Consider the following 18895-nt stretch of genomic DNA (forward strand, 5'->3'; position numbering starts at 1 on the left):
TCATAGCAATCAGAAAATGCCTTGGGATCATGTGTGCATTTTTTAGCCAATCCACGGCCAGGATTCGGAGACGATGAAAACGCGGTCGACTTCGCGGTAAACGGACTGTTGGCAGGTGAGCGCGCTGATCAGAATCGGACGCTGTTTGTGCTGAAAATGTGTTTCCAGCTGTTGTTGCAACTCTTTGAAGTTGAGCAGCCTGTCATCGGATTTGCTGCAGAGAGCCGCGGATAACCAGTCCGGTTTTTCGCGGATCAGAAACCGCAGTTCCCCATGCTGCGCGGTAAGCCGGGAGAGCGCGGAGAGGTGTAGCCAGCTGCCTCGTTCATGTCTCGGAGAGAGTTTCTCCGGGAGTTGTTTGGGGGAACTGTGATCGGGGTGATAAAAGATCATGCCTTTGACAAACGCCTGACGTCGGTCGACTTCAGGGAAGTGTGTCTGACTTAAAGGAAGCTGAAAGTCGAACAGCCGCCGCATTTTCTTTTCGAATGTATCCTTCACATTCGGCCCCACGAAATGACTGCCAGTCTCGTTATCACCGGGATCAAACAGATAGAATTTGACGGCGATTTCCCAGTGATTCACAACGCCGGCTTCGTCTTCGAACAGAATATCGATCTCGCCGATCGTCTGGTTCTCTTCAAAAATCTGTTGATGCCGGGCAATGATTTTCAGTCGGCGAATATGTTCCAGCCAATACAGGACCAGGCCTTCAAAATAGGTTCCGATCCGAAAACGGGAATAGGGGGTGAGATAATTCTCCAGGTGCGGTACGTCGATCACCTGGAAATCGGGAACTTCGGAATGATGCTCTTCTTTGAGTGACTCTAAAATTAACGACGGGCTAGTGATAGCCCATTTCAAGTCGCGAAGTGCCTGTGGTTCTGATAAGTTGTTTGATTGTGCCATTTTCGGATCATGTTGCATAGCGGTTAGTTTAAATCAATCCGTCCTTGATTGAGAGACAGAAAGTATACCTCACCGGAAAGTAATCGGAACCTTCTATTGGCATCACTCCGCATTTGTTTGATCATTCTGCTGGCATCAGCCGTTTCCACCAGAGATGCCGACGTTTAATCCCTGCTATTGAGCGGCACCAGCAAAACGGTAATACTGATTTCACTCCTGGCTCTTTTTCTAGAGAAGGAAGAGGCGATCATGATATGGAAACTGTTGCCTTTCAGAAAGCGCAAGTCTGATGATGAATTCATCGCGGGAATCAGGCGAAACATCGAAGCATGGGATCGATGGCGTTATGGAAGAATTCTTTTGTCGGTCAGTTTGGTCGCCGCTTGGATCTGGGTTCTGTCGCTCTCGATCAGGCTGATCTTGAAGTTGGATCAACAGGAAGTAGAATCGATGGCCCTCTTTTGGGGCAATCTCGGCATGTTGATCGGTTTTGCCGTTGGTTTTCTTGGCAGCGTTGCCTTTAGTTACTTAGCGATCCTCTCAGCCGGATTCCGCTCCGAACGACTTCTGCTTAAATATTACGATGCACAGAACTCCCCAGAACAAAGTGAGGACGAAGAAAGTCAAGCGTGAACCTGAAGAAAGAAGTGCGGCGTTTATTCCGCGCCATTATCAATCAACGACTGCTGAAACTTGTTCCAGAACGATTTCTGACGCTCGTATCTGTCAGCGGGAATTTCATGCTTCATGAACTCCAGCGCATCCAGTCGATCTTTGGTGGCGGCGACGTAGGAATAACCGACTTCAGCCATGGGATTTCGGTATTCGGGATCGCCGGGTTCATATTGGCGTACGAATTTCCCGTTTTCGTCCACTTCCAGATTGGCGGTCATCAGCGGCAGCATTATTTGTAACTCAGCCATCGCTTTTTCGGCAAAGCTCATGCCCTCGGTCGCTTCCTCCCAGGCTTTCGCGACGGCAGCCGGTGTATTACTGCTCGGAAACCGCAGTCCATTGGCGATGCCACTTTGGGTGATTCCGTCGTTATTCAAGTCGACTTGTGTCGCAGGCGGCAGGAGCAGATTCAAGGCCCCTTCTTCCGTCAACGCTGACACCCGGATCGGGCTGGCCAGGCTTTGTACCTTCTGCACCACAGCCAGTTCTTCTTGAGACAGTTTCTGCAGGAAACCTTTCGGATCGACATAGCCTCCTTCTTCGTGAGCACGGACAATGAGCTCGCCGAATGACTGCTTCAATTCCTCAGGGTTCTCAACCTGGGAATAGCGACCGTTCAATTCTCCTGTGAACCAACTGTCCCACGAGCGCTGCAGTCCCTTGATTAAAGCTTGCGGCTCTTCGGTCGACTGCTCCGGAACCTCGGCAGAAGCATATCCCTGACGGCCAAACTGAGCCAGCATCGCACTGAAGACATTCTGGACATCCTGATCCTGCTGCCGCTTTTGTTGTGACGGCGTCAACAGACCACTCGAACCCACCGAATCAATTTTCATCGTATCCCCCTCTCGATTTCATGCACACACACGTACACCCTTTCAGTTTATCGATAGTAGGGATTACTCAACTTGAACCTGTTTCGTAATTTCAGCGATTTCTCTAGATCCATCGATTCATTTCTACCACGAAAAACACGAAAGCACACGAAAAAGGGCTGGTCCCGAAGGCAATTTGGGATCGCTGGTAACATGAGGTCTCAAAGTCCCGCTCAATTCCAGAACAAATTCACCTCTCATTTTTGAAACGTTGGGGAGGATCTATATGTCCGCCCGCCTGGCGAGTTTTGTTTTGGAAGTACTCGCTTGAGGGAACCAGATTTACCGCTCAAACGATGCCACACAAATGACGTCTCAAAGCGGGGAGACACATGAGTCTCCCCCTACTTTTTTTCTCGACAGGAACGATTTCTCAATCACTGTTGGCAAGCCAACAGTGCCACCCAATACGGCAATACATTCGTGCCTTTTCGTGTCTTTCGTGGTAGAAAAAACAGATTCAATGTCCTTGATCGATCTCTTCAAACGTCTGATTGCCGATGCGGTATTGTTTCCAGTCCTTAAAATCGAAGTGCCACCATTCATACTCATAGACGGTGAACCCTTCTGATTCCATCGTTTGACGCAGTAGCTGGCGATACCAGCGTTGGCGGGCGGTTCCCCCCGGGTAAAGCGGAAAAGATCGAGGAGAAAATTCGTCGTAGCCGGCCACCATCTGGATCGGTTCGCCGGACTTCAGATCATACAGGGTCAGGTCGACGGCGCAGCCGCGATTGTGACGCGAGCCGTTGGCGGGATTCGCAACGAAATCTTTGAATTCCCCGGGCGTTGCATCCCAGAACATTTTCGTGACGTGCCAGGGGCGATAGGCATCGTGGATCAGGAGTCCCAGGCCGCGCTGTTTGAGACGTGCGTTCGCACGGACGACCGCTTCAGCCGCGGGTCGCTGCATGAAAGCGCGGGCCTGTTTGTAGAAGACGGCTCCGGTGAAATTATTCTCGGAAGCATAACGGATATCGAGCTTGATCGTCGGATCCAGCGTGGTCAGGTCTACCAGTTCCGGCTGGCGATATTTACCCGGTTCGGGCGGCGGTGAAGCGGCGAGTGCTGCGGCGCGGAGTTCGTCAATCGGTTTGACGGGCGTGATCTGAAATGTCTCGCCATCTTTTGTGCCGACTTCGCGACGAACAAACTTCACCTCGGCGGCGACGACATCGGTGGCGACGTCATCTTTACCACGGGTGAATTTCAGGCCTTCGCCGTGGTACAGTCCGTGGTCGGGAAACTCGAACGTGTTCCGGTCGACCTGCTTCAACGGGTAATAATAGAACCATTCGATCAACGCGAATAATTGGCCTTCTTCCTCGAGAATATACAACGTGTTGTGATCCCAACCATATTCGCCGATCAGGCCTTTCCAGTCGGCAGGAGTCGGCGGCCGTGGCGCATCAGCGGCACGCTGGAATTTCGTTTTACCAACCCGGAGAACATCTTTGCCTTCCAAAGCCACTTCGGTGCCAGATCCGATCGAGTCGTCAGTCAGAATCGTGCCGTCACCGGCGGCGGACCGGAGATCGTAGCGAAAAGTGCCACGGTGCAAAAACAGATCGCCGTTGAGTTCGGTAATGCGGGCCAACTTCTGTTTTTCGTCATTGCGATACAGGCCCACCAGTTCTTTCGCGCGTTCTGAGGGGACCGGTCCGGTCATACGGTACCCGGGAAGCGATTTGCCGTCCTGTGCCGCCAGCATCAGTCGCAATGCATAATCAGCCAGCCGCCCCACGACGCCGTTTGTGCCATCCAAGGAAGCGACTGCAGCGACGCCCAGCTTGCGTTCCGGCAGCGCTTCCAGCTGTGACGAGAAACCGTAGACGGCACCGCCGTGACCGACTTTGGTGAAGCCGTCAAAATCCTGAATATGAAAACCGATACCAAATCGTTGCGGTTTGCCATCCGCATCTTTTTGTGGCGTGAGCATTAATTGAAGGGTGTCTCGTTTCAGGATCTGCCCTTCCTGAACTTGTCCCAGGTTGAACAGGCAGGTCAGGAACTTTGCCAGATCGACCACATTCGAATACAGATTCCCGGCAGGTCCCGTCCCCAGAAGAAATGTCGGTGCGATAAAACGGCGGCCGTCGTTGGTTCTCATCCAGCCGGTAGCAAGCTGTTTTTTGACGGCGGGAGTCACCGTGAAGCCGCTGGATTCCATGTTCAATGGGTCGAGTATTTTCTGGCGAACCTGTGCGGCGTGAGAAACATCCAGCTGTTTCTCCAGCACCGCCCCCACAACGGCGACCGCAGCATTCGAGTATTTCGTTTTCGTGCCTGGTTTGTAAACGAGGGATGTCTGATTGAGACTGGCGACGGTTTCTACCAGCGAAGGCTCGGTGGGATCAAAGTAGTTGCCGACCGGCGATTCGCGAACCAGCCCCGATCGATGCGTCATCAGTTGTCCCAGGGAAATCGCACCGCCGAAGGGATTGGTCGGTTTGAATTCCGGGAGATGGCTCTGGACAGTGTCGTCCAGGTTGAGTTCCCCACTCTCTACCAGTTGCATGACGGCGATGTCGGTAAACAGCTTCGAGACCGAACCGACGCGGTAGACCGTTTTTTCAGTGGCGCGAATTTTCCGGTCCTTGTCCTGAAAGCCAAAGCCCTCTGCCCAGACCATCTCATCGCCATCGACGAGCGAAATGGAAAACGCGGGTAACTGCTTCTGTTCCACCTCGTGTCGAATCGCCGCTTTCAAACGATCGATGGCGGCAGAATAATCAACTTTTTTTTCATGGGAAACCTGCTGTGACTGTTTCGGTTTCTCTGCGTAAACAGTGTTTACCAGTACCAGAAAGAGAATGAAAACAATCTGTCGCTGGAAAAGTTTCATGTAAGCCTCTTTCAATGACTGACAGGTTTGTCGCTGTGAGAGCTGTCAGGAGCAAGCTAATGAAATGACGCCCTGACCATTTACGTTTGTACCCTGCCATCGTAAATTGATCGCACTTCAGAGTCAAACAGGAAACATGAGAGGCCTGATTTGTGGCTGCCCTAACAGGCTGAGAACGGCATGGTGAGGAAGGCGCAGGTCAGGTTTGAACATTCTGGAGTGGAGAGACGGTTTGATGCGTTGCTCGATTTTTGAGAATCGGTCTGACATCGTCAGCCGACGGTGAATCAGTTGCAGCTATCTAAGTTGAGATAGACTTTCGCAGCGCGATCAAGCTGTTGCTTTTGCTTTAACTGTGACAAATAAAGCGACAATAAACCGATCAGTTTTTTTGAATCGACGGGCTTCGTCAGGTAATCATCACAACCTGCTTCGAGACATTTCTGACGACTGTGAGTCTCTTCACTGGCTGTAAAAGCAATGATGGGGCCTTTGAACGATGCTTCTCGCAGTCTTTTCGTGACTTCACAACCATCCAGACCGGGTAGCTGAATATCCATCAGGATAATATCGAAAGGGAAGCCTTGCTGATGTGCTTCCAAAGCGAGATCGAGTGCGGACAACCCATTGTCTGAAAGAAAGACTTCAGCGCCTGCCTTTTTTAAGAAGTGTGAGACCAATATTTGGGTATCGGGGGAATCTTCTACTAAAAGTACTCGACATTCAAGCTGTGAACCTTCATCCACTTTGTATGCTGTATTCTTCATAAAGAACTCTCGCCTTTACTCTGAGCAACAATTTGAATGACGTCCGGATGAATGCAATTGAATAATTCAAATTGTCAGAAAAATGACATTACAGAGATGTAGAAAATATAGGACATAATTTTGCGGTGTGCGGCGATGGAATTGACCGATATCACAAGAATTTCGAGTTTGGATGCATGAGACGAGCAAGCCAGTTAAATGGAGTACGTCTTTCACCGATTCGACATGGGATTTCTGGAGTGGATGATCCGTTTTGATACAAAAGGAGGTAAACTCCTCCTTCAAAAAAGTATCTCAAATGAAATCGATCTCACTTTTATCATCACGCCAGGCCCCTGAATGAGCGAAGGATGTACAGTTCGTTAAATCATTTCTTGTTTGAATATCAATCGGGCAAGTCGCTCACTCCCCGACGGCCCTTAGTGAATCCATCAGGGGTTCACAGGACGTTTCTTAAGTGCTCTCGGAATAATAAAACCGAACGACCCAGACGCCGCCTTCCAGTGTCGGTTCTTCACTGAGTTCCCATTGGTCCGCCTGGGGACCGGTTTTGGAAGGAATGATCGTGATGCCATTGGGGCCAATGAGCGCGCATTGGAAACTTAATTCGGTTTGGCCGTTGTCTGGTGAATAAGTCCAGATCGCCTGGTAGGGAGTTTTTGATGCCGGGGCACCATAGCCGCCTGCAGTCGAGCCACCTGCGAGTTCGGGGGGAAGATCGAACGACGATGTTGTACTGGAGCCGATTAATTGCTTGTTAGTAAGCGTCAATTGCTTCTGGCTGTTATTAGTCAACAGAATTGCCAGTGGGATTGTCGTTGGTTCGCCTAGAATCAAATTAACAAAGCCCACGGTTTCATAATTGCCGCCTCCTCCCGGAATCACGGGCGGATTTGCTGTGTACCAATAGGTATCGGGATTCGAATAACCTTGCAGTCGATCGGTGAACCCACTGCCGTAAGCATCGCTGTTCTGAGCAATCGCATACAGATAGGGATCATAATCGTCTGAATCAGAATCCAGCTCCGACCCAATCCAGTCGGTCAGTTTTCCTTGAGCGCCCGCAAGAGAGAGCAGAAAGAACAACTCGCCGGTCATTAATCCTCCGACCGTTGTTGAACTGAACGGCGTCCCGTAAAGGTTCGTTTCAGTCTTGAGGGCATGCTTTTCAATATTCACAGAACTGGCGGACCAGCCAAACACCATGCCCGCCATTAAATCGCCCACCACCCTGCCCCCCAGATCGTTTACAATGCCGTCTGTATTATAGGCATCTTTCGTTTCATTATAGGCGACGACGTAGGGTGGATTGTTGCCATAGATCCCGGTTCCCGCATTGAGGTCGGTCTCCTTGATGTAGATACTGAATGCGCCGGTCACGCTCCCGGTACCACTGATCTCAACACCGGGAGTGCCGTTCGTAATCCCGACTCCCGCGAGAATGGAATTGTTGTCCGGATTCAGGTTCGTCGTAAACGTGGCCTGTGTATTGTAGTTTTGCGCTGTGTCAAAATTCGGGGCCTGTCCGGAAATGGCCGGTGCGCCGCTAAAACCGAACAGGGCATCACTCAAGGCATAGCTGGCAGGAATTTTCGTATTCGTCGGGCTGGTGTAACTGCAGACGTTCAGCGGATTCGTTGCCGTACTTTTCTGTAACGTGGTCATCAGACTGGTCCAGTCATGATAAGCGGAAGGTGCGGCGGCGGATGACATCACGCGCACGTTTTTCGTCCCGTTTGAAACCACAGCGCCGCTGGGAACCTGGTTGACCACGTTGGATAAAATGTTGCTGCGAGAGGTCACCGGGTTAACGGAAGTGGCCTGCAGTGGTTGACCAGTGGTGGCATTGCTGACCATCGTCGCTGCGGGAGCCGATACACCATCCACGTAGGACAGGTCCATGTTACTCTGGCTAGGAGTCGGTGCTTGCAGAGTTTCCCCATCGACGGTCGGTTCAAAAACAATATAGGGGCTGGTTCCCGGAGCGCCTGGGTTGGGAGGCTCAGTCAGTGCAGAAGGACCATAGTTGATATAGACGCGCCCCGAGAATCCATTGAGCGAGAACGTGTATTGTGCCTGGTTTCCAAAATAAGGCAGATTGGGAACGGACGCTAATAAATCAGCAAGTTTAAACGACTGCCAGGCCGAGGTGAAATTTGTGATCTGCTTAGAACCAATGTACTGAGGAGTACCGGTGTTGGTAAAGGTCCCCGAAAACGAAACCCAGATCTGATCCTCCGGGAAATCGCTCTGATTATTCGTGATCACAAACGGCGTATTGATGTAGGTTCCGGACACTAGAAAATCCTTTCTCTATGCATAACGACTCAAGGGATTTGATTTCGAGGTAATCAGCAAAGCCAGCCGGCATTCGCGCCGGTATCTTGAACTTTATCTGACCATTAGTCCATACCAATTTCATATTTTTGTATATTAAACTGATATTGAGACGAACTGGCTTATGAGCCGTTACGCACGATAGGCTCTGGAGGCTCTGCTTCGGTGCAGCAGCCATCAAACAGGCTAATCCCCGTCAGTTGAGGTGGCATCTTAAAACTGGCTACCTTTTCTGGAGTGAGTAATTCCGCCCCGGTTTAGCGAGATTTTGGGGCAGGCTGCCTCGATTGTTGCATCACAGGATCTGTTTGCGGAACGATCTGAATTGCGTTAAACATCGAGTAATCGCTGCCGGCACGATGGCTGATCAGGGTCAGAGCTTGTCCGGCTTTCATCGTGAAGTTAAAGCTCACATACTGCAGACCTTCGCGGTACGGTTTGGTGCGGAAATTCCAGGTGCCGTCGTTGGCCGTTGCCTTTTTACCGATCACACGATTGCCAACTTTCAATTCGATCTCCGCATTCTGATTCGGTGCATCCCCGTGTGCGAAGACATAGATTTTGTAACTGCCAGCTGGAAGGTCTAAGACTTTTGTTTCCAGATCGACACAGCGACAATTGTGGTAGATATAACCCTGGAAGATTCCCGATTGCCCCTTGATGCCCCATTCGCCGTCGTGACGTGAGATACGCAGTCGGGCCGTGCTGGGAGTCGCGTCACTATAACGTGTGTAGTCCACCGCGGTCGTGCCGATGTCCACAGTATTCCAGACGTCGTTGGGGCGTCCTACTATTCCGTCATAGTTCCCGATACCCGGATCATGTGCAAACACAATATTCAAAGATCGCACAGCAGGTTGGACCATTCCTTGAACCGGGGCTGTCTGTTTTCTTCCACTGAAAAATTGTTGAGTCTGTGCCTCTGGAACTAACTTTGCCTCTTTTTTCTCAGGTGGTTTGGCAAGGGACTGTTGCACGCCGGGTTCCGGCCTGGGTTCTTGTTGTGCCGTCTGGATTGGGATAACCTGTTGTGCGTTGGCTGTTTCGGTGAGTGATACCTGGAAGGCCCCCAGTAGTCCGGTTAGCACAAGGAATGAAATCGCAAAGGTCGTCTTCGTTCCCCGGGGAACCGGGCGTCGGTCCTGTGTTTCATGGAGAATCGCCTGCAGACGCTGGGCAAAACCATTGCGGCCCGCCATGGAGACTGCCGTCGATTCCAGCATTCTGTTCGACCGAAAATGCGAGACCGCCTGCATCAGTTGAGCCGCATAATCTGACGCACGTTCCCCGTTCTGTAACACGATGTCATCGCAGGCAAGTTCGCGTTCGATATGCAGCGACCGGGCTGCTACCCAGACGAGTGGATTCAACCAGTACAGCACACACGCCAGTTGCACAAACAGTTGAGACAGACAATCGAGACGAGAAACATGAGCCAGTTCATGCAGGAATGCACAGCGGACTTCCTGCTCCGGCCAGTTTTCCGCTTCGCGGGGAAGCAGAATCGACGGGCGAAAGATTCCCCAGGTCATCGGCATAACCCGTTGATCGGTGACAAACAGTCTCACCGATTTGGAGTAATCGAGCTCGTCGCGACACATTTGAAGCAATTCGAACAATCGACCTGCAGTGACCGCTTCATAGCTTCGGGATGCAGACCAAAGTCGCACTCGCATGATCAACAGTCGAATCAACATCGCCCCGCTTCCCACCAGCCAGAACACATTCAAGAACATGACTGCATCCGGGAGGAGAGCAGACAAATAATTTGAGCCGGTGATTTTCTCGGTAGTCACAGCAGAAGCCGGGGAAGCAGACTCTGGTATCAGAGTACGTTCGAGTCCCCCCATCTGAGCAGACTGTTGAGTTATCGAAACCGGCAAGGCGGCAGACTGTGGTTCCCTATGATCAATGGCTGCCGACTGATTAACCGTGCCCGCTTCAAGCGTCCATTTAGGGACACACGAGTTGATGACGGGGAGCGTAATTACAGAGAAGATCGCGACGCTCCAGACGGAATAGCGAACCGCTGCGCTGGCACGTCGCAAGAGTCGTGTCATGAAAAACGCAACCGCGAGAATCAGAATCGACTTGATCGCAAGATCCAACAGGAAAAACGATGGTCCGCTGTTCGGAACGAGTTCGAATCCAGTATGCATTACTTAATTTCCCTTTTCTCGAGCTGCTTTGATGAGTTTGACCATATCACGCAATTCGTCATCGGTCAGCGTTTCGTCACCACTGGCAAGCTGTGCCGCCAGTGCCTGTTTGAACGAGCCTTCAAAAAATGTCTGAACCACATGCTTCAACGCCTTGGTCCCTTCCGGCCGTCGTGGGGAAGTGGGGGAATAAATAAACTCACGTCCCTGCTTGTGCCGCCGCACCATCCCTTTTTCCATCAGAATGCGGAGCATGGTCCGAATTGCGGTCGGCGTCGGCGCCTTCGGCAGATCGCTTTGAATATCCAGCACCGTGGCTTCACTGCGCGAATAAATCGAATCCATGATTTGACGTTCTCGCCTGCTAAGATTGGCGTGTTGTGACATGTTTTAGTTCCCTGAAAGTCAACAATGTCGATTCGCTAATAATTTAGCGTTTCAAAAAAGAGGCGTCAACACGAAAAGCTAAATTTTTAGCGTATAAAATCGACAGGCAAAACACATCGAACCGATAAGTTCGTGTGCTTTCGTGAGTTTCGTTGTAGAAATAATTCTGAAACGGATCTTCGACAGACAGTTATCTGGCTTTCTCCACATCTTCAATGATCGCGGTGCCGTTGGCATCGATGCCGATGATGCGTTTGCGCGGGATCTGGTCGGGGCGGTAGAGTTGGGGCCGATGCTGAAAATTCGGGTCCTGCAGTTTCTTCACAATGATGTTTCCCAGTTCGTGATGCAGCCTGGCGGCAGTTGCCAGGTCCATCTGTGCCATGAAGGCCGAGAAGTTGTGATCGGGATCATGCAGCCGTAATTGCACGCGACCATCGGGGAGAGATCTGCCGTTGAGATCAATGCCTCGTATTCCAGTCTCGACACTCCAGCGATAGCGCGAGGGGATCGTGACAACGCCCGAATCAGACACAGCTAATGCGCTGGTATACATGTGAAAGGAATTCCCTTGAGTGTAATGATTCTCAGTGGTAGAGGGTGTATCCGCAGAGAGAATTGTCAACATTCCACATACGGCAAGAAAACTGAAAAACGAGGGGCTGAGAAAATGTTTCATTTTATGACTCCCTTCATTGTGTTTGAACTGGTGAGAGGCGAATCGAAACAGGAAGACCAGATCGATATTCAATCAATGATTCTGTCCTGTTCTCGTTGATTCTGTTCTGTTTTTGCCTGGCTGATCCGTTCCATCAGATCTGGAATGTCGGTGTTTGCTTCGTTTGAAAAAAGGTCGTCTCCCGCTGATAGAAAATAAATCTCAGTACCGAATTCCGTAGGGTGTTTCAGCGTTAATTCTACCTGTTCTAATCTAGAATAGATATTGATTTTTTTGGGATAGCATATGTTTTCGATCTCCTGAAGTGGGATTCGGACTTCCTTTCCGGTATTCCTTAATAACAATGAGTCACCGTCGTCAAAGACTTCATCCATCAAAAAGAACACTTTAAATTGAATATGAGTGAAGATTATCATAGTGATTATCAAGAGGAACAGCAGGATAAAAACGGGATGTCCGCGCTCTCCCGTTCCACCAACAATCATGGCATAGATGCCAAAACCGATGAAAACAAACGGGAAAATTTTTTTTTGATAGAATGTCGTACGGCAAGATATTTTTTTCATAACCAGAAGACAACCTGTAACTGTTTCAGTAAGCGTGATGGAAATACTCTTTGGGGATTCGCTGCCAAACAGGTAATCCAAAATCGACTTCCCGCTCGTCACGAGATATCTTACAAAAATGAACTGAGAATCGCGAAATAATTCACGAATCTTTGTGTTTGTACTCACTGGCTCACTTCTCTGCAGGGAAATCATACAAAGAATCTCCCCTTTCCCATCCAAATTCTAGCGAGACACCAATCATTTATAGTTGATTCCTGCCGGGAAATGATGGATAACAGTAGATTGAGAAAATACTCTCTTGTTTATCTGGAACTAGTTCTATCCATTCAACTTGATTGCTGATTCATAAAGGAAGCGCACCTGTGATTCGAAACTCCCAAACCCTGATGACGCTGTTGCTGTCCGCGTGTCTGACTCTGACGGTCACGGCTGCGGAAAAATCCGATGACTCGTTAAACAAACTTTCCACCGCGGAAAAGAAAAGCGGCTGGAGACTGCTGTTCGACGGCAAAACCACCGACGGCTGGCGAAATTATCAAAAAGACAATATCAGTAATGGCTGGACGATCAAAGACGGCGTCCTTTCCCGCACCGCCAAAGGGGCCGGCGATATCATTACCGACGATCAGTTCGGGTTCTTCGAACTCTCGCTCGAATACCGCATCTCTAAAGAAGGTAACAGCGGTCTGATGTTCCACGTCACCGAGGAAGAAAAAACCCCCTGGCGCACCGGACCCGAAATCCAGATTCAGGACAACGTGGACGGCCACGACCCGCAGAAAGCAGGTTGGCTATACCAGCTTTACAAACCGGCGACTCCCAAATGGATGATCGAAGCCGAAAAAGCCGGCAAGAAAGTCACCCCGGCTGTCGTCGATGCGACACGCCCCGCAGGCAAGTGGAATCATCTGTTTCTCAGAGTCGGCCCCGATCGATCCGAAGTCGTCATGAATGGTGTCAAATATTTTCGTTTCAATAAAGGGAGTGCCGACTGGGACAAACGCGTGGCGGCCAGCAAGTTTGCCAAGTTTCCCAAATTCGGAAAAGCGACCAAAGGACACATCTGCCTGCAGGACCACAACGACCTGGTCTCTTTCCGGAATATCAAAATCAGAGAAATTCCCGCAGACAACTCGGTTAAAGATCCGAGCGATGGTAAACTGGCTTTAAAAGCCGTACCCGCATTCCCCAGTCTGAAATGGGAAGGCTGGGAAGCCGTCGATGAAAATACCGGGAAAGTGGTTCCCCTGCGTCCGATGATCATCACGCATGCCAACGACGGCAGCGGACGTATCTTTGTCGCCACACAGCGCGGCATGATTCACGTCATTGATAAGAATTCTCCCAAGCAGACAAAACTGTTTCTCGATATCAGTTCCAAGGTCGCTCCTTGGAAAAAGAACAACGAAGAAGGCCTGTTAGGTTTCGCCTTTCATCCCAACTTTAAAAAGAACGGCCAGTTCTTCGTTTACTATTCTGCCGAGGGAAGCCCACGGAAATCACATGTCTCCCGTTTTCAGGTTTCGGCCGACGATCCCAACAAAGCGGACCCCAAAAGTGAAACCGTTGTAATGGCCATCGATCAGCCTTACGGCAACCACAACGGCGGTTCGATTGAATTCGGTCCCGACGGTTATCTCTATATCGGTCTCGGCGACGGTGGTTCCGGCAACGATCCGCTGGGCAACGGCCAGAACCTGGAAACCCTGCTCGGTTCTATCTTACGTATCGACGTTGATCACCAGGAGGGGGGCAAGAACTACGCGGTTCCCGCAGACAACCCGTTTGTCAATCGGGCCAAGGCGCAGCCGGAAATCTATGCTTACGGCCTGCGGAATGTCTGGCGGCTGGGCTTCGATCCGAAAACCGGCACCTTGTACGCCGGTGAAGTCGGCCAGGATCTCTGGGAAGAAATCAACATCATCAAAAAGGGCGGCAACTACGGCTGGAGTGTTCGTGAAGGCACACGCAACTTTGGGAATCGTCCCGAGACCGCGAAAGACACACCCATCGACCCGATCTGGGAATACGATCATGGCGTCGGTCGTTCCATCACCGGCGGCGTTGTCTATCGAGGTAAAGGGCTGCCTGAACTCGAAGGCATGTACGTCTACGCCGATTTCGTCTCGGGCAAAATCTGGGCCCTCGAATACGATGAAGAATCCGGCAAGGTTGTTCGCAATCTGCAGATCAGTACAGGCGGCATCCCCGTGATGTCCTTCGGCACCGACGAAGACGGCGAACTGTATTACACCGTTCAAACCGTCAAAGACGGCGAAGGCATTTTCCGGTTTGAAAAGAAGTAGAGGTTAAGGATCGGTTTTGAGTTTAGCCTATCAAATATGAGCGGCACGGCGATAGCCGCCGTTTCCTGCGATCACGAGGATGAACATTGAAACCAATCTGAATTTAACTACCACGAAAGACACGAAAAGATGTGAAAAGGGTGGCACTGTTGGCTTGCCCAACAGTGTTGGTTCAATTCCAGAAAAAAACGTTCAATTATTGTTGTGGTAGGGTGCGGACCTATGTGTCTGCCCGCCTGGCGAGATTCAACATGGATTCAAGTATTCAAAGGAAACATTAAACCCGTTCAAACGGTGCTGCAAAAAAGACGCCGATACCGCGGGTAGACACATGGGTCTACCCCTACTTTTTCTGTTAACCACCCAATAGAATATTCGAATGATGCTGTTTTCAGGATGCACGCCATGATTCAAAACCATCGCTTTGACAATCGCATCGTTCGAGGCATCACCATCGCCTTGACCGTCATCGCGATGACTCTGATCTACTTCGCAACACTGTTCCGAAAAGATGCTTATTTGATTCTTGGTATCACGTTCGCTCTCTACGGCATTTTAAGGTTGGCGAAGAGGCTGCTCTCAGGTGTATCCGTCGATAAGCTGGATCGAGTCATCTTTTATGCATTTATTCTGTTGTCGTTGATCCCCCTCTCCTATGGCGTCTGGCAAGCACTCATTCATACGAACATCATTGGTCGATAAACATAAATATTCAGGAACTCATAAATAATGTACCGCCTCGCTCTGCTTCTTTTTGCGTTCTGCCTTACTTCTCAAAGTTTCGCCGCGAATCGTCCGAATGTGTTATTCATCGCCATCGATGACCTGCGGCCCGAACTGGCCTGTTACGGCAAGCAGCACATTCATTCGCCCCACATCGACAAGCTGGCCAAGAGCGGCACCCTGTTCGAGCGGGCGTTCTGCATGGTGCCGACCTGTGGAGCGTCGCGAGCCAGTCTGATGACCGGCATTCGTCCCGCCCGCAAGAGGTTCGTGAATTATCTGACCTGGGCCGAGAAGGATGCGCCCGGTATCACCACGATGAATACGCAGTTCAAAAAAAACGGCTATGAAACCGTTTCACTGGGTAAGATCTTTCATCATCCGAAAGACAACGCACAGGGTTGGTCAGAACCGGCGTGGCGGCCGAAAGGTATTTCCTGGTACCAACGCCCCGAAAATCAGAAACTGCACGCCCAACGCCAGAAACAGGGAAAACGAAAACGAGGGCCTGCCTGGGAATCAGCCGACGTGCCCGATAATGCCTACGCGGACGGCGTCCTGGCTGAGAAGGCCATTGAAACATTGCAACAGTTAAAGAAACAAGAGCAGCCCTTCTTCCTGGCGGTCGGCTTTTTCAAGCCTCATCTTCCGTTTATCGCACCGCAGAAATACTGGGATCTGTACGACCACGACAAAATTCAACCACCCGAGAATTATCACGTCCCTCAGGATGCACCGAAAGAATCAATTCACAATTCCGGCGAATTGCGAGCCTACGCCGGTATTCCTCCCAAAGGGCCGGTCTCTGAGGAAACCGCCCGCAATCTGATTCACGGCTACTACGCCTGCGTCAGTTACACTGATGCCCAGATCGGTAAGTTACTGGCAGAACTGGATCGTTTGAAACTGAGTGACAATACGATCGTCGTTCTCTGGGGTGATCACGGCTGGAACCTGGGAGATCATACCCTCTGGTGTAAACACAGCTGTTACGAAAGTTCCCTGCAGATTCCCTTAATCGTTCGGGCGCCGGGCATCCAAGGAGGCGGGCGCAGGTCAGCTCTGATTGAGACAATCGACCTCTACCCTTCTCTCTGCACGTTGGCCGGAATTCCAAAGCCGGAACACCTCGCAGGCCAGAGCTTCGTCGACTTAATGCACGATCCCGAAGCGAATTGGAAACAGGCTGCCGTCAGCCGCTACCGTAACGGCGACACGATCCGCACTGATTCGCTTCGCTATACCGAATACTCAAACAACAAAGGCAAACGCACCTCGCGCATGCTCTACGACCACCGTTCCGATCCGCTCGAAAATACGAATGTGGTCAAAGAGCGGTCTGACCAGAGCCGAAAACTGTCACGGCAGTTAAACAAAATCAAAGGCCGCGACCGGAAACCGGACAAGCAGTAAAGTGACTCAGAACGATTGGCAGAGTCTGTGTGAATCGCAATAAACTGACGGTAATTTCAAGGTGTGTCAGGGGGTTTTCTTGAGATCCAGAAACTTGTTCAGCTGCAGATCGTAGCCGGTTTTGTTCAGAGGAGGACCGGCGACAATTCTCAAAGTGACTTTTTCGAGGTAGGTCCGATTCGCGAGAAAAGTGCAGACGACCTTTCCCGATTTTGTGCGCTGGGCTTGCAGGGGAGCATACCCCAACAGCAACTCTTTGCCCTCTCCAATTTCCAGACTGACATAGTCAAATTGTTTAAACTCGCCTTCGGGTTTGAATTCCAGTGTCACCCAGATTTGCCCAGGCCCGTTCGCCTTTGTCCGGACTTCGATCCCTAGTGCTTTCGCCAGTTTCTGTGAGACGGGTTTGATTCCCATCATGGCATAGCTTTCACTCGCCGTTGTGATGCACAGTATAGACACAACGGCGATACTCAGTAGCGCTCTTGTTCCATGGGCTAACATGCGTTTCTCTCCTATGCGAATCGGGATTCTGAACGTCTTCAGAGAGAGTCAACTAGGGAGCCGGCTCTTTCTGATCCGCGCTGATGGTAAGCAGCGTCTTTAAAAAGTCCTTGTTGGTTAATTCGGAAAGGAATCTAACGGAACCATCGCACAAACCAACATGAGCGCCTCCTTGATGAAAACCGCCAAACTCGGGGACTTTTTTTCCGTCAAATGGAATGTCTGCTGGCTTCGTCCAGGGAATATCGCGTTTTGCTTCGAAAACGGCAATCGTGTTCGATGTGCCACCCAGAATTTCGCTGAGTTTGATGCCCGTTTTGTTACCAAACACAGTTCCCGGACCTGTCACCACAAAGTATGACGCATTTGTGGACTTTTCAGAATTTGGATTGTTGAACACAGGAACGACGGTCTTTGCAATCTTGCGATTATGCGGGCTATCCCACGGCTCGTTCATACGATACTGATCGTACAACGCCTGCTGGTCGAGATAAGGTAGCAGTTCCACCCGCCAGCTATGAGGCGTTTTTCCATCAGGGCCCACCACGACCGCCGGGGGAAAATGCTTATGATCCAAATGATAATTATGAAATGCCAGCATGATTCGTCTGATATTATTCTTCGATGCCGAACGGCGTGCCGCTTCGCGTGCCTGTAAGATGCCAGGCAGAATGGCCGCAACCATATTGGTACAGGTTTCACTGTTTAACGATGTCGATAATTTTACCAGATCCTCGTTTTGGGTGACTCGGGTGGAACCCAGTATCTGTTCTACAAGCTTGATTTGTGCTTCCTGGTCCGGCCGAAGGGGGCGTTTTGTCTGTTTATTGTTGGCGTTCATCTGACGTAGCATGTTTTGTCCCAGTCCCAGCAGACTTTGCAGTGCCTGTCTGATTTCGGGACTGTTTTTCTCTTGGGTAAAGGCCAGCTCCAGAGAGAGTTTCTGCTGTAATGTGATACCTAGTGCGGCAATTTCGGAATGTTCCCAGACCGGTGAGATCAGCGGCCAGACCGGGATTTTCACAGACTGTGACTGAACCATGCCCCCCAAAAGTATTCGCGCTGTTTGCATATTGATCGCGCCCGCAATAGAAGCCGTTTCGACCGGCTGTAATCGCTCTTCCCAGGTATGGTTGTTTTGATCCTGCATACTGTCAATCACCTTTTTCAGGGCGCTGGCTTTATCTGAGATGATGAAGGACTTATCATCCAGAAACAACAACGAGTCTCCATCGGGGGACGTGTTTGTCAGGAATGTTTTCCCCTTGTAATTGGACTCAATGAGATTGGTTTTACTGAATTTTTTCTGTACCAGTGCTTGATCTAAGTTTTGTGTTGATTGCAACACGGAAACAAAGTCGACCGGCTTCTGCTCGACCTTCCCGAGTTCTGACAGAAGATATATGATAGTGACGGTCTCGAGTTTGGTCGGATCTACTCCCAGAAAATTAGAATCAGAATTTTTCTGTTGTTCCCGTAATGTCAGTTGTAGGACAGGCGACATTGCTTTTTCCCCCAGCAATTGTGCAGGGCGGACCGCCAGGACCCCTAACGCATCTTCAGGAGCGAAATCCATGCGAAACGGTTTCAGTTTAACCGTCGCTGTTTTCGGCTTCGTCACACGAGATGGTTTCTCTTGCGCTGGCACCTCATGAATCCCGAGTGCAAACAGGCAGCTTAACATGGCAGCCACTGTGAGCAGAGAACGTCTGGTAGACAAGAGGAAACAGTTTCTAAAGGGGGGTAG

The 18895-nt window shown here is 50.6% G+C and carries 15 protein-coding genes; 4 read left to right on the top strand and 11 right to left on the bottom strand.

The genetic code is table 11. The annotated features are described in order from the left end of the window. Window positions 1–42 precede the first annotated feature (42 nt). Window positions 43–909, bottom strand: coding sequence for a DUF1853 family protein (locus Pan241w_RS18280; protein WP_198000007.1), 867 nt, complete (start codon window positions 907–909; stop codon window positions 43–45). Window positions 910–1086: 177 nt separating this feature from the next. Between Pan241w_RS18280 and Pan241w_RS18285 the strand changes: the two genes are divergently transcribed. Further along, entirely contained in the window at window positions 1087–1542 is a 456-nt protein-coding gene (locus Pan241w_RS18285) for a hypothetical protein (RefSeq protein WP_145218629.1), read from the top strand. 23 nt (window positions 1543–1565) lie between these two features. Here the strand turns inward: Pan241w_RS18285 and Pan241w_RS18290 are convergent, their stop codons facing one another. The 8 genes from Pan241w_RS18290 to Pan241w_RS18325 all read right to left on the bottom strand — a co-directional run bounded on the left by Pan241w_RS18290 (window position 1566) and on the right by Pan241w_RS18325 (window position 12394). Continuing rightward, window positions 1566–2420 carry a hypothetical protein gene (locus Pan241w_RS18290; protein ID WP_145218630.1) on the bottom strand — a complete coding sequence of 285 codons (855 nt, stop codon included), beginning with the start codon at window positions 2418–2420 and terminating at the stop codon, window positions 1566–1568. Window positions 2421–2919: 499 nt separating this feature from the next. Then, the gene (locus tag Pan241w_RS18295) at window positions 2920–5304 is read right to left on the bottom strand and encodes a serine hydrolase (protein ID WP_145218631.1); all 2385 of its coding nucleotides are present in this window, start codon (window positions 5302–5304) and stop codon (window positions 2920–2922) included. 287 nt (window positions 5305–5591) lie between these two features. Continuing rightward, window positions 5592–6071: a response regulator gene (locus tag Pan241w_RS18300; RefSeq protein WP_145218632.1), complete on the bottom strand. Its 480-nt coding sequence runs from the start codon at window positions 6069–6071 to the stop codon at window positions 5592–5594. A 453-nt stretch (window positions 6072–6524) separates the two neighbouring features. Next, complete coding sequence (locus Pan241w_RS18305) at window positions 6525–8369, bottom strand: hypothetical protein (protein WP_145218633.1); 1845 nt, start codon at window positions 8367–8369, stop codon at window positions 6525–6527. A gap of 296 nt (window positions 8370–8665) precedes the next feature. Continuing rightward, window positions 8666–10567: a M56 family metallopeptidase gene (locus Pan241w_RS18310; RefSeq protein ID WP_145218634.1), complete on the bottom strand. Its 1902-nt coding sequence runs from the start codon at window positions 10565–10567 to the stop codon at window positions 8666–8668. Between the two features lie 3 nt (window positions 10568–10570). Next, entirely contained in the window at window positions 10571–10954 is a 384-nt protein-coding gene (locus Pan241w_RS18315; protein WP_145218635.1) for a BlaI/MecI/CopY family transcriptional regulator, read from the bottom strand. Between the two features lie 190 nt (window positions 10955–11144). Further along, window positions 11145–11633 (bottom strand): hypothetical protein, encoded by a 489-nt coding sequence (locus tag Pan241w_RS18320; protein WP_145218636.1) that lies wholly within the window; start codon window positions 11631–11633, stop codon window positions 11145–11147. Between the two features lie 68 nt (window positions 11634–11701). Then, window positions 11702–12394 (bottom strand): hypothetical protein, encoded by a 693-nt coding sequence (locus Pan241w_RS18325; RefSeq protein ID WP_145218638.1) that lies wholly within the window; start codon window positions 12392–12394, stop codon window positions 11702–11704. A gap of 170 nt (window positions 12395–12564) precedes the next feature. Between Pan241w_RS18325 and Pan241w_RS18330 the strand changes: the two genes are divergently transcribed. The 3 genes from Pan241w_RS18330 (at window position 12565) to Pan241w_RS18340 (ending at window position 16644) form a co-directional block, all read left to right on the top strand. Further along, window positions 12565–14508: a PQQ-dependent sugar dehydrogenase gene (locus Pan241w_RS18330; protein ID WP_232107186.1), complete on the top strand. Its 1944-nt coding sequence runs from the start codon at window positions 12565–12567 to the stop codon at window positions 14506–14508. A gap of 405 nt (window positions 14509–14913) precedes the next feature. After that, entirely contained in the window at window positions 14914–15210 is a 297-nt protein-coding gene (locus tag Pan241w_RS18335; protein WP_145218639.1) for a hypothetical protein, read from the top strand. Between the two features lie 27 nt (window positions 15211–15237). Beyond that, entirely contained in the window at window positions 15238–16644 is a 1407-nt protein-coding gene (locus tag Pan241w_RS18340) for a sulfatase (protein ID WP_145218641.1), read from the top strand. A gap of 66 nt (window positions 16645–16710) precedes the next feature. Here Pan241w_RS18340 and Pan241w_RS18345 read toward each other — a convergent pair whose 3' ends face one another. After that, window positions 16711–17148, bottom strand: a complete 438-nt coding sequence (locus Pan241w_RS18345; RefSeq protein ID WP_145218643.1) for a hypothetical protein — start codon at window positions 17146–17148, stop codon at window positions 16711–16713. A 52-nt stretch (window positions 17149–17200) separates the two neighbouring features. After that, on the bottom strand, window positions 17201–18868 hold the full coding sequence (locus Pan241w_RS18350; RefSeq protein ID WP_232107187.1) for a DUF1559 domain-containing protein: 1668 nt from the start codon (window positions 18866–18868) through the stop codon (window positions 17201–17203). Between the last annotated feature and the right edge of the window lie 27 nt (window positions 18869–18895).

This window comes from Gimesia alba, from assembly GCF_007744675.1.
Lineage (GTDB): Bacteria > Planctomycetota > Planctomycetia > Planctomycetales > Planctomycetaceae > Gimesia > Gimesia alba.

Excerpts from the sequence above, each read along its gene's own strand:
- Pan241w_RS18320 (WP_145218636.1), bottom strand. The coding sequence starts at position 11,633 with ATGAAACATTTTCTCAGCCCCTCGTTTTTCAGTTTTCTTGCCGTATGT.
- Pan241w_RS18290 (WP_145218630.1), bottom strand. The coding sequence starts at position 2,420 with ATGAAAATTGATTCGGTGGGTTCGAGTGGTCTGTTGACGCCGTCACAA.
- Pan241w_RS18300 (WP_145218632.1), bottom strand. The coding sequence starts at position 6,071 with ATGAAGAATACAGCATACAAAGTGGATGAAGGTTCACAGCTTGAATGT.
- Pan241w_RS18325 (WP_145218638.1), bottom strand. The coding sequence starts at position 12,394 with ATGATTTCCCTGCAGAGAAGTGAGCCAGTGAGTACAAACACAAAGATT.
- Pan241w_RS18295 (WP_145218631.1), bottom strand. The coding sequence starts at position 5,304 with ATGAAACTTTTCCAGCGACAGATTGTTTTCATTCTCTTTCTGGTACTG.
- Pan241w_RS18345 (WP_145218643.1), bottom strand. The coding sequence starts at position 17,148 with ATGTTAGCCCATGGAACAAGAGCGCTACTGAGTATCGCCGTTGTGTCT.
- Pan241w_RS18335 (WP_145218639.1), top strand. The coding sequence starts at position 14,914 with ATGATTCAAAACCATCGCTTTGACAATCGCATCGTTCGAGGCATCACC.
- Pan241w_RS18310 (WP_145218634.1), bottom strand. The coding sequence starts at position 10,567 with ATGCATACTGGATTCGAACTCGTTCCGAACAGCGGACCATCGTTTTTC.
- Pan241w_RS18315 (WP_145218635.1), bottom strand. The coding sequence starts at position 10,954 with ATGTCACAACACGCCAATCTTAGCAGGCGAGAACGTCAAATCATGGAT.
- Pan241w_RS18280 (WP_198000007.1), bottom strand. The coding sequence starts at position 909 with ATGGCACAATCAAACAACTTATCAGAACCACAGGCACTTCGCGACTTG.
- Pan241w_RS18340 (WP_145218641.1), top strand. The coding sequence starts at position 15,238 with ATGTACCGCCTCGCTCTGCTTCTTTTTGCGTTCTGCCTTACTTCTCAA.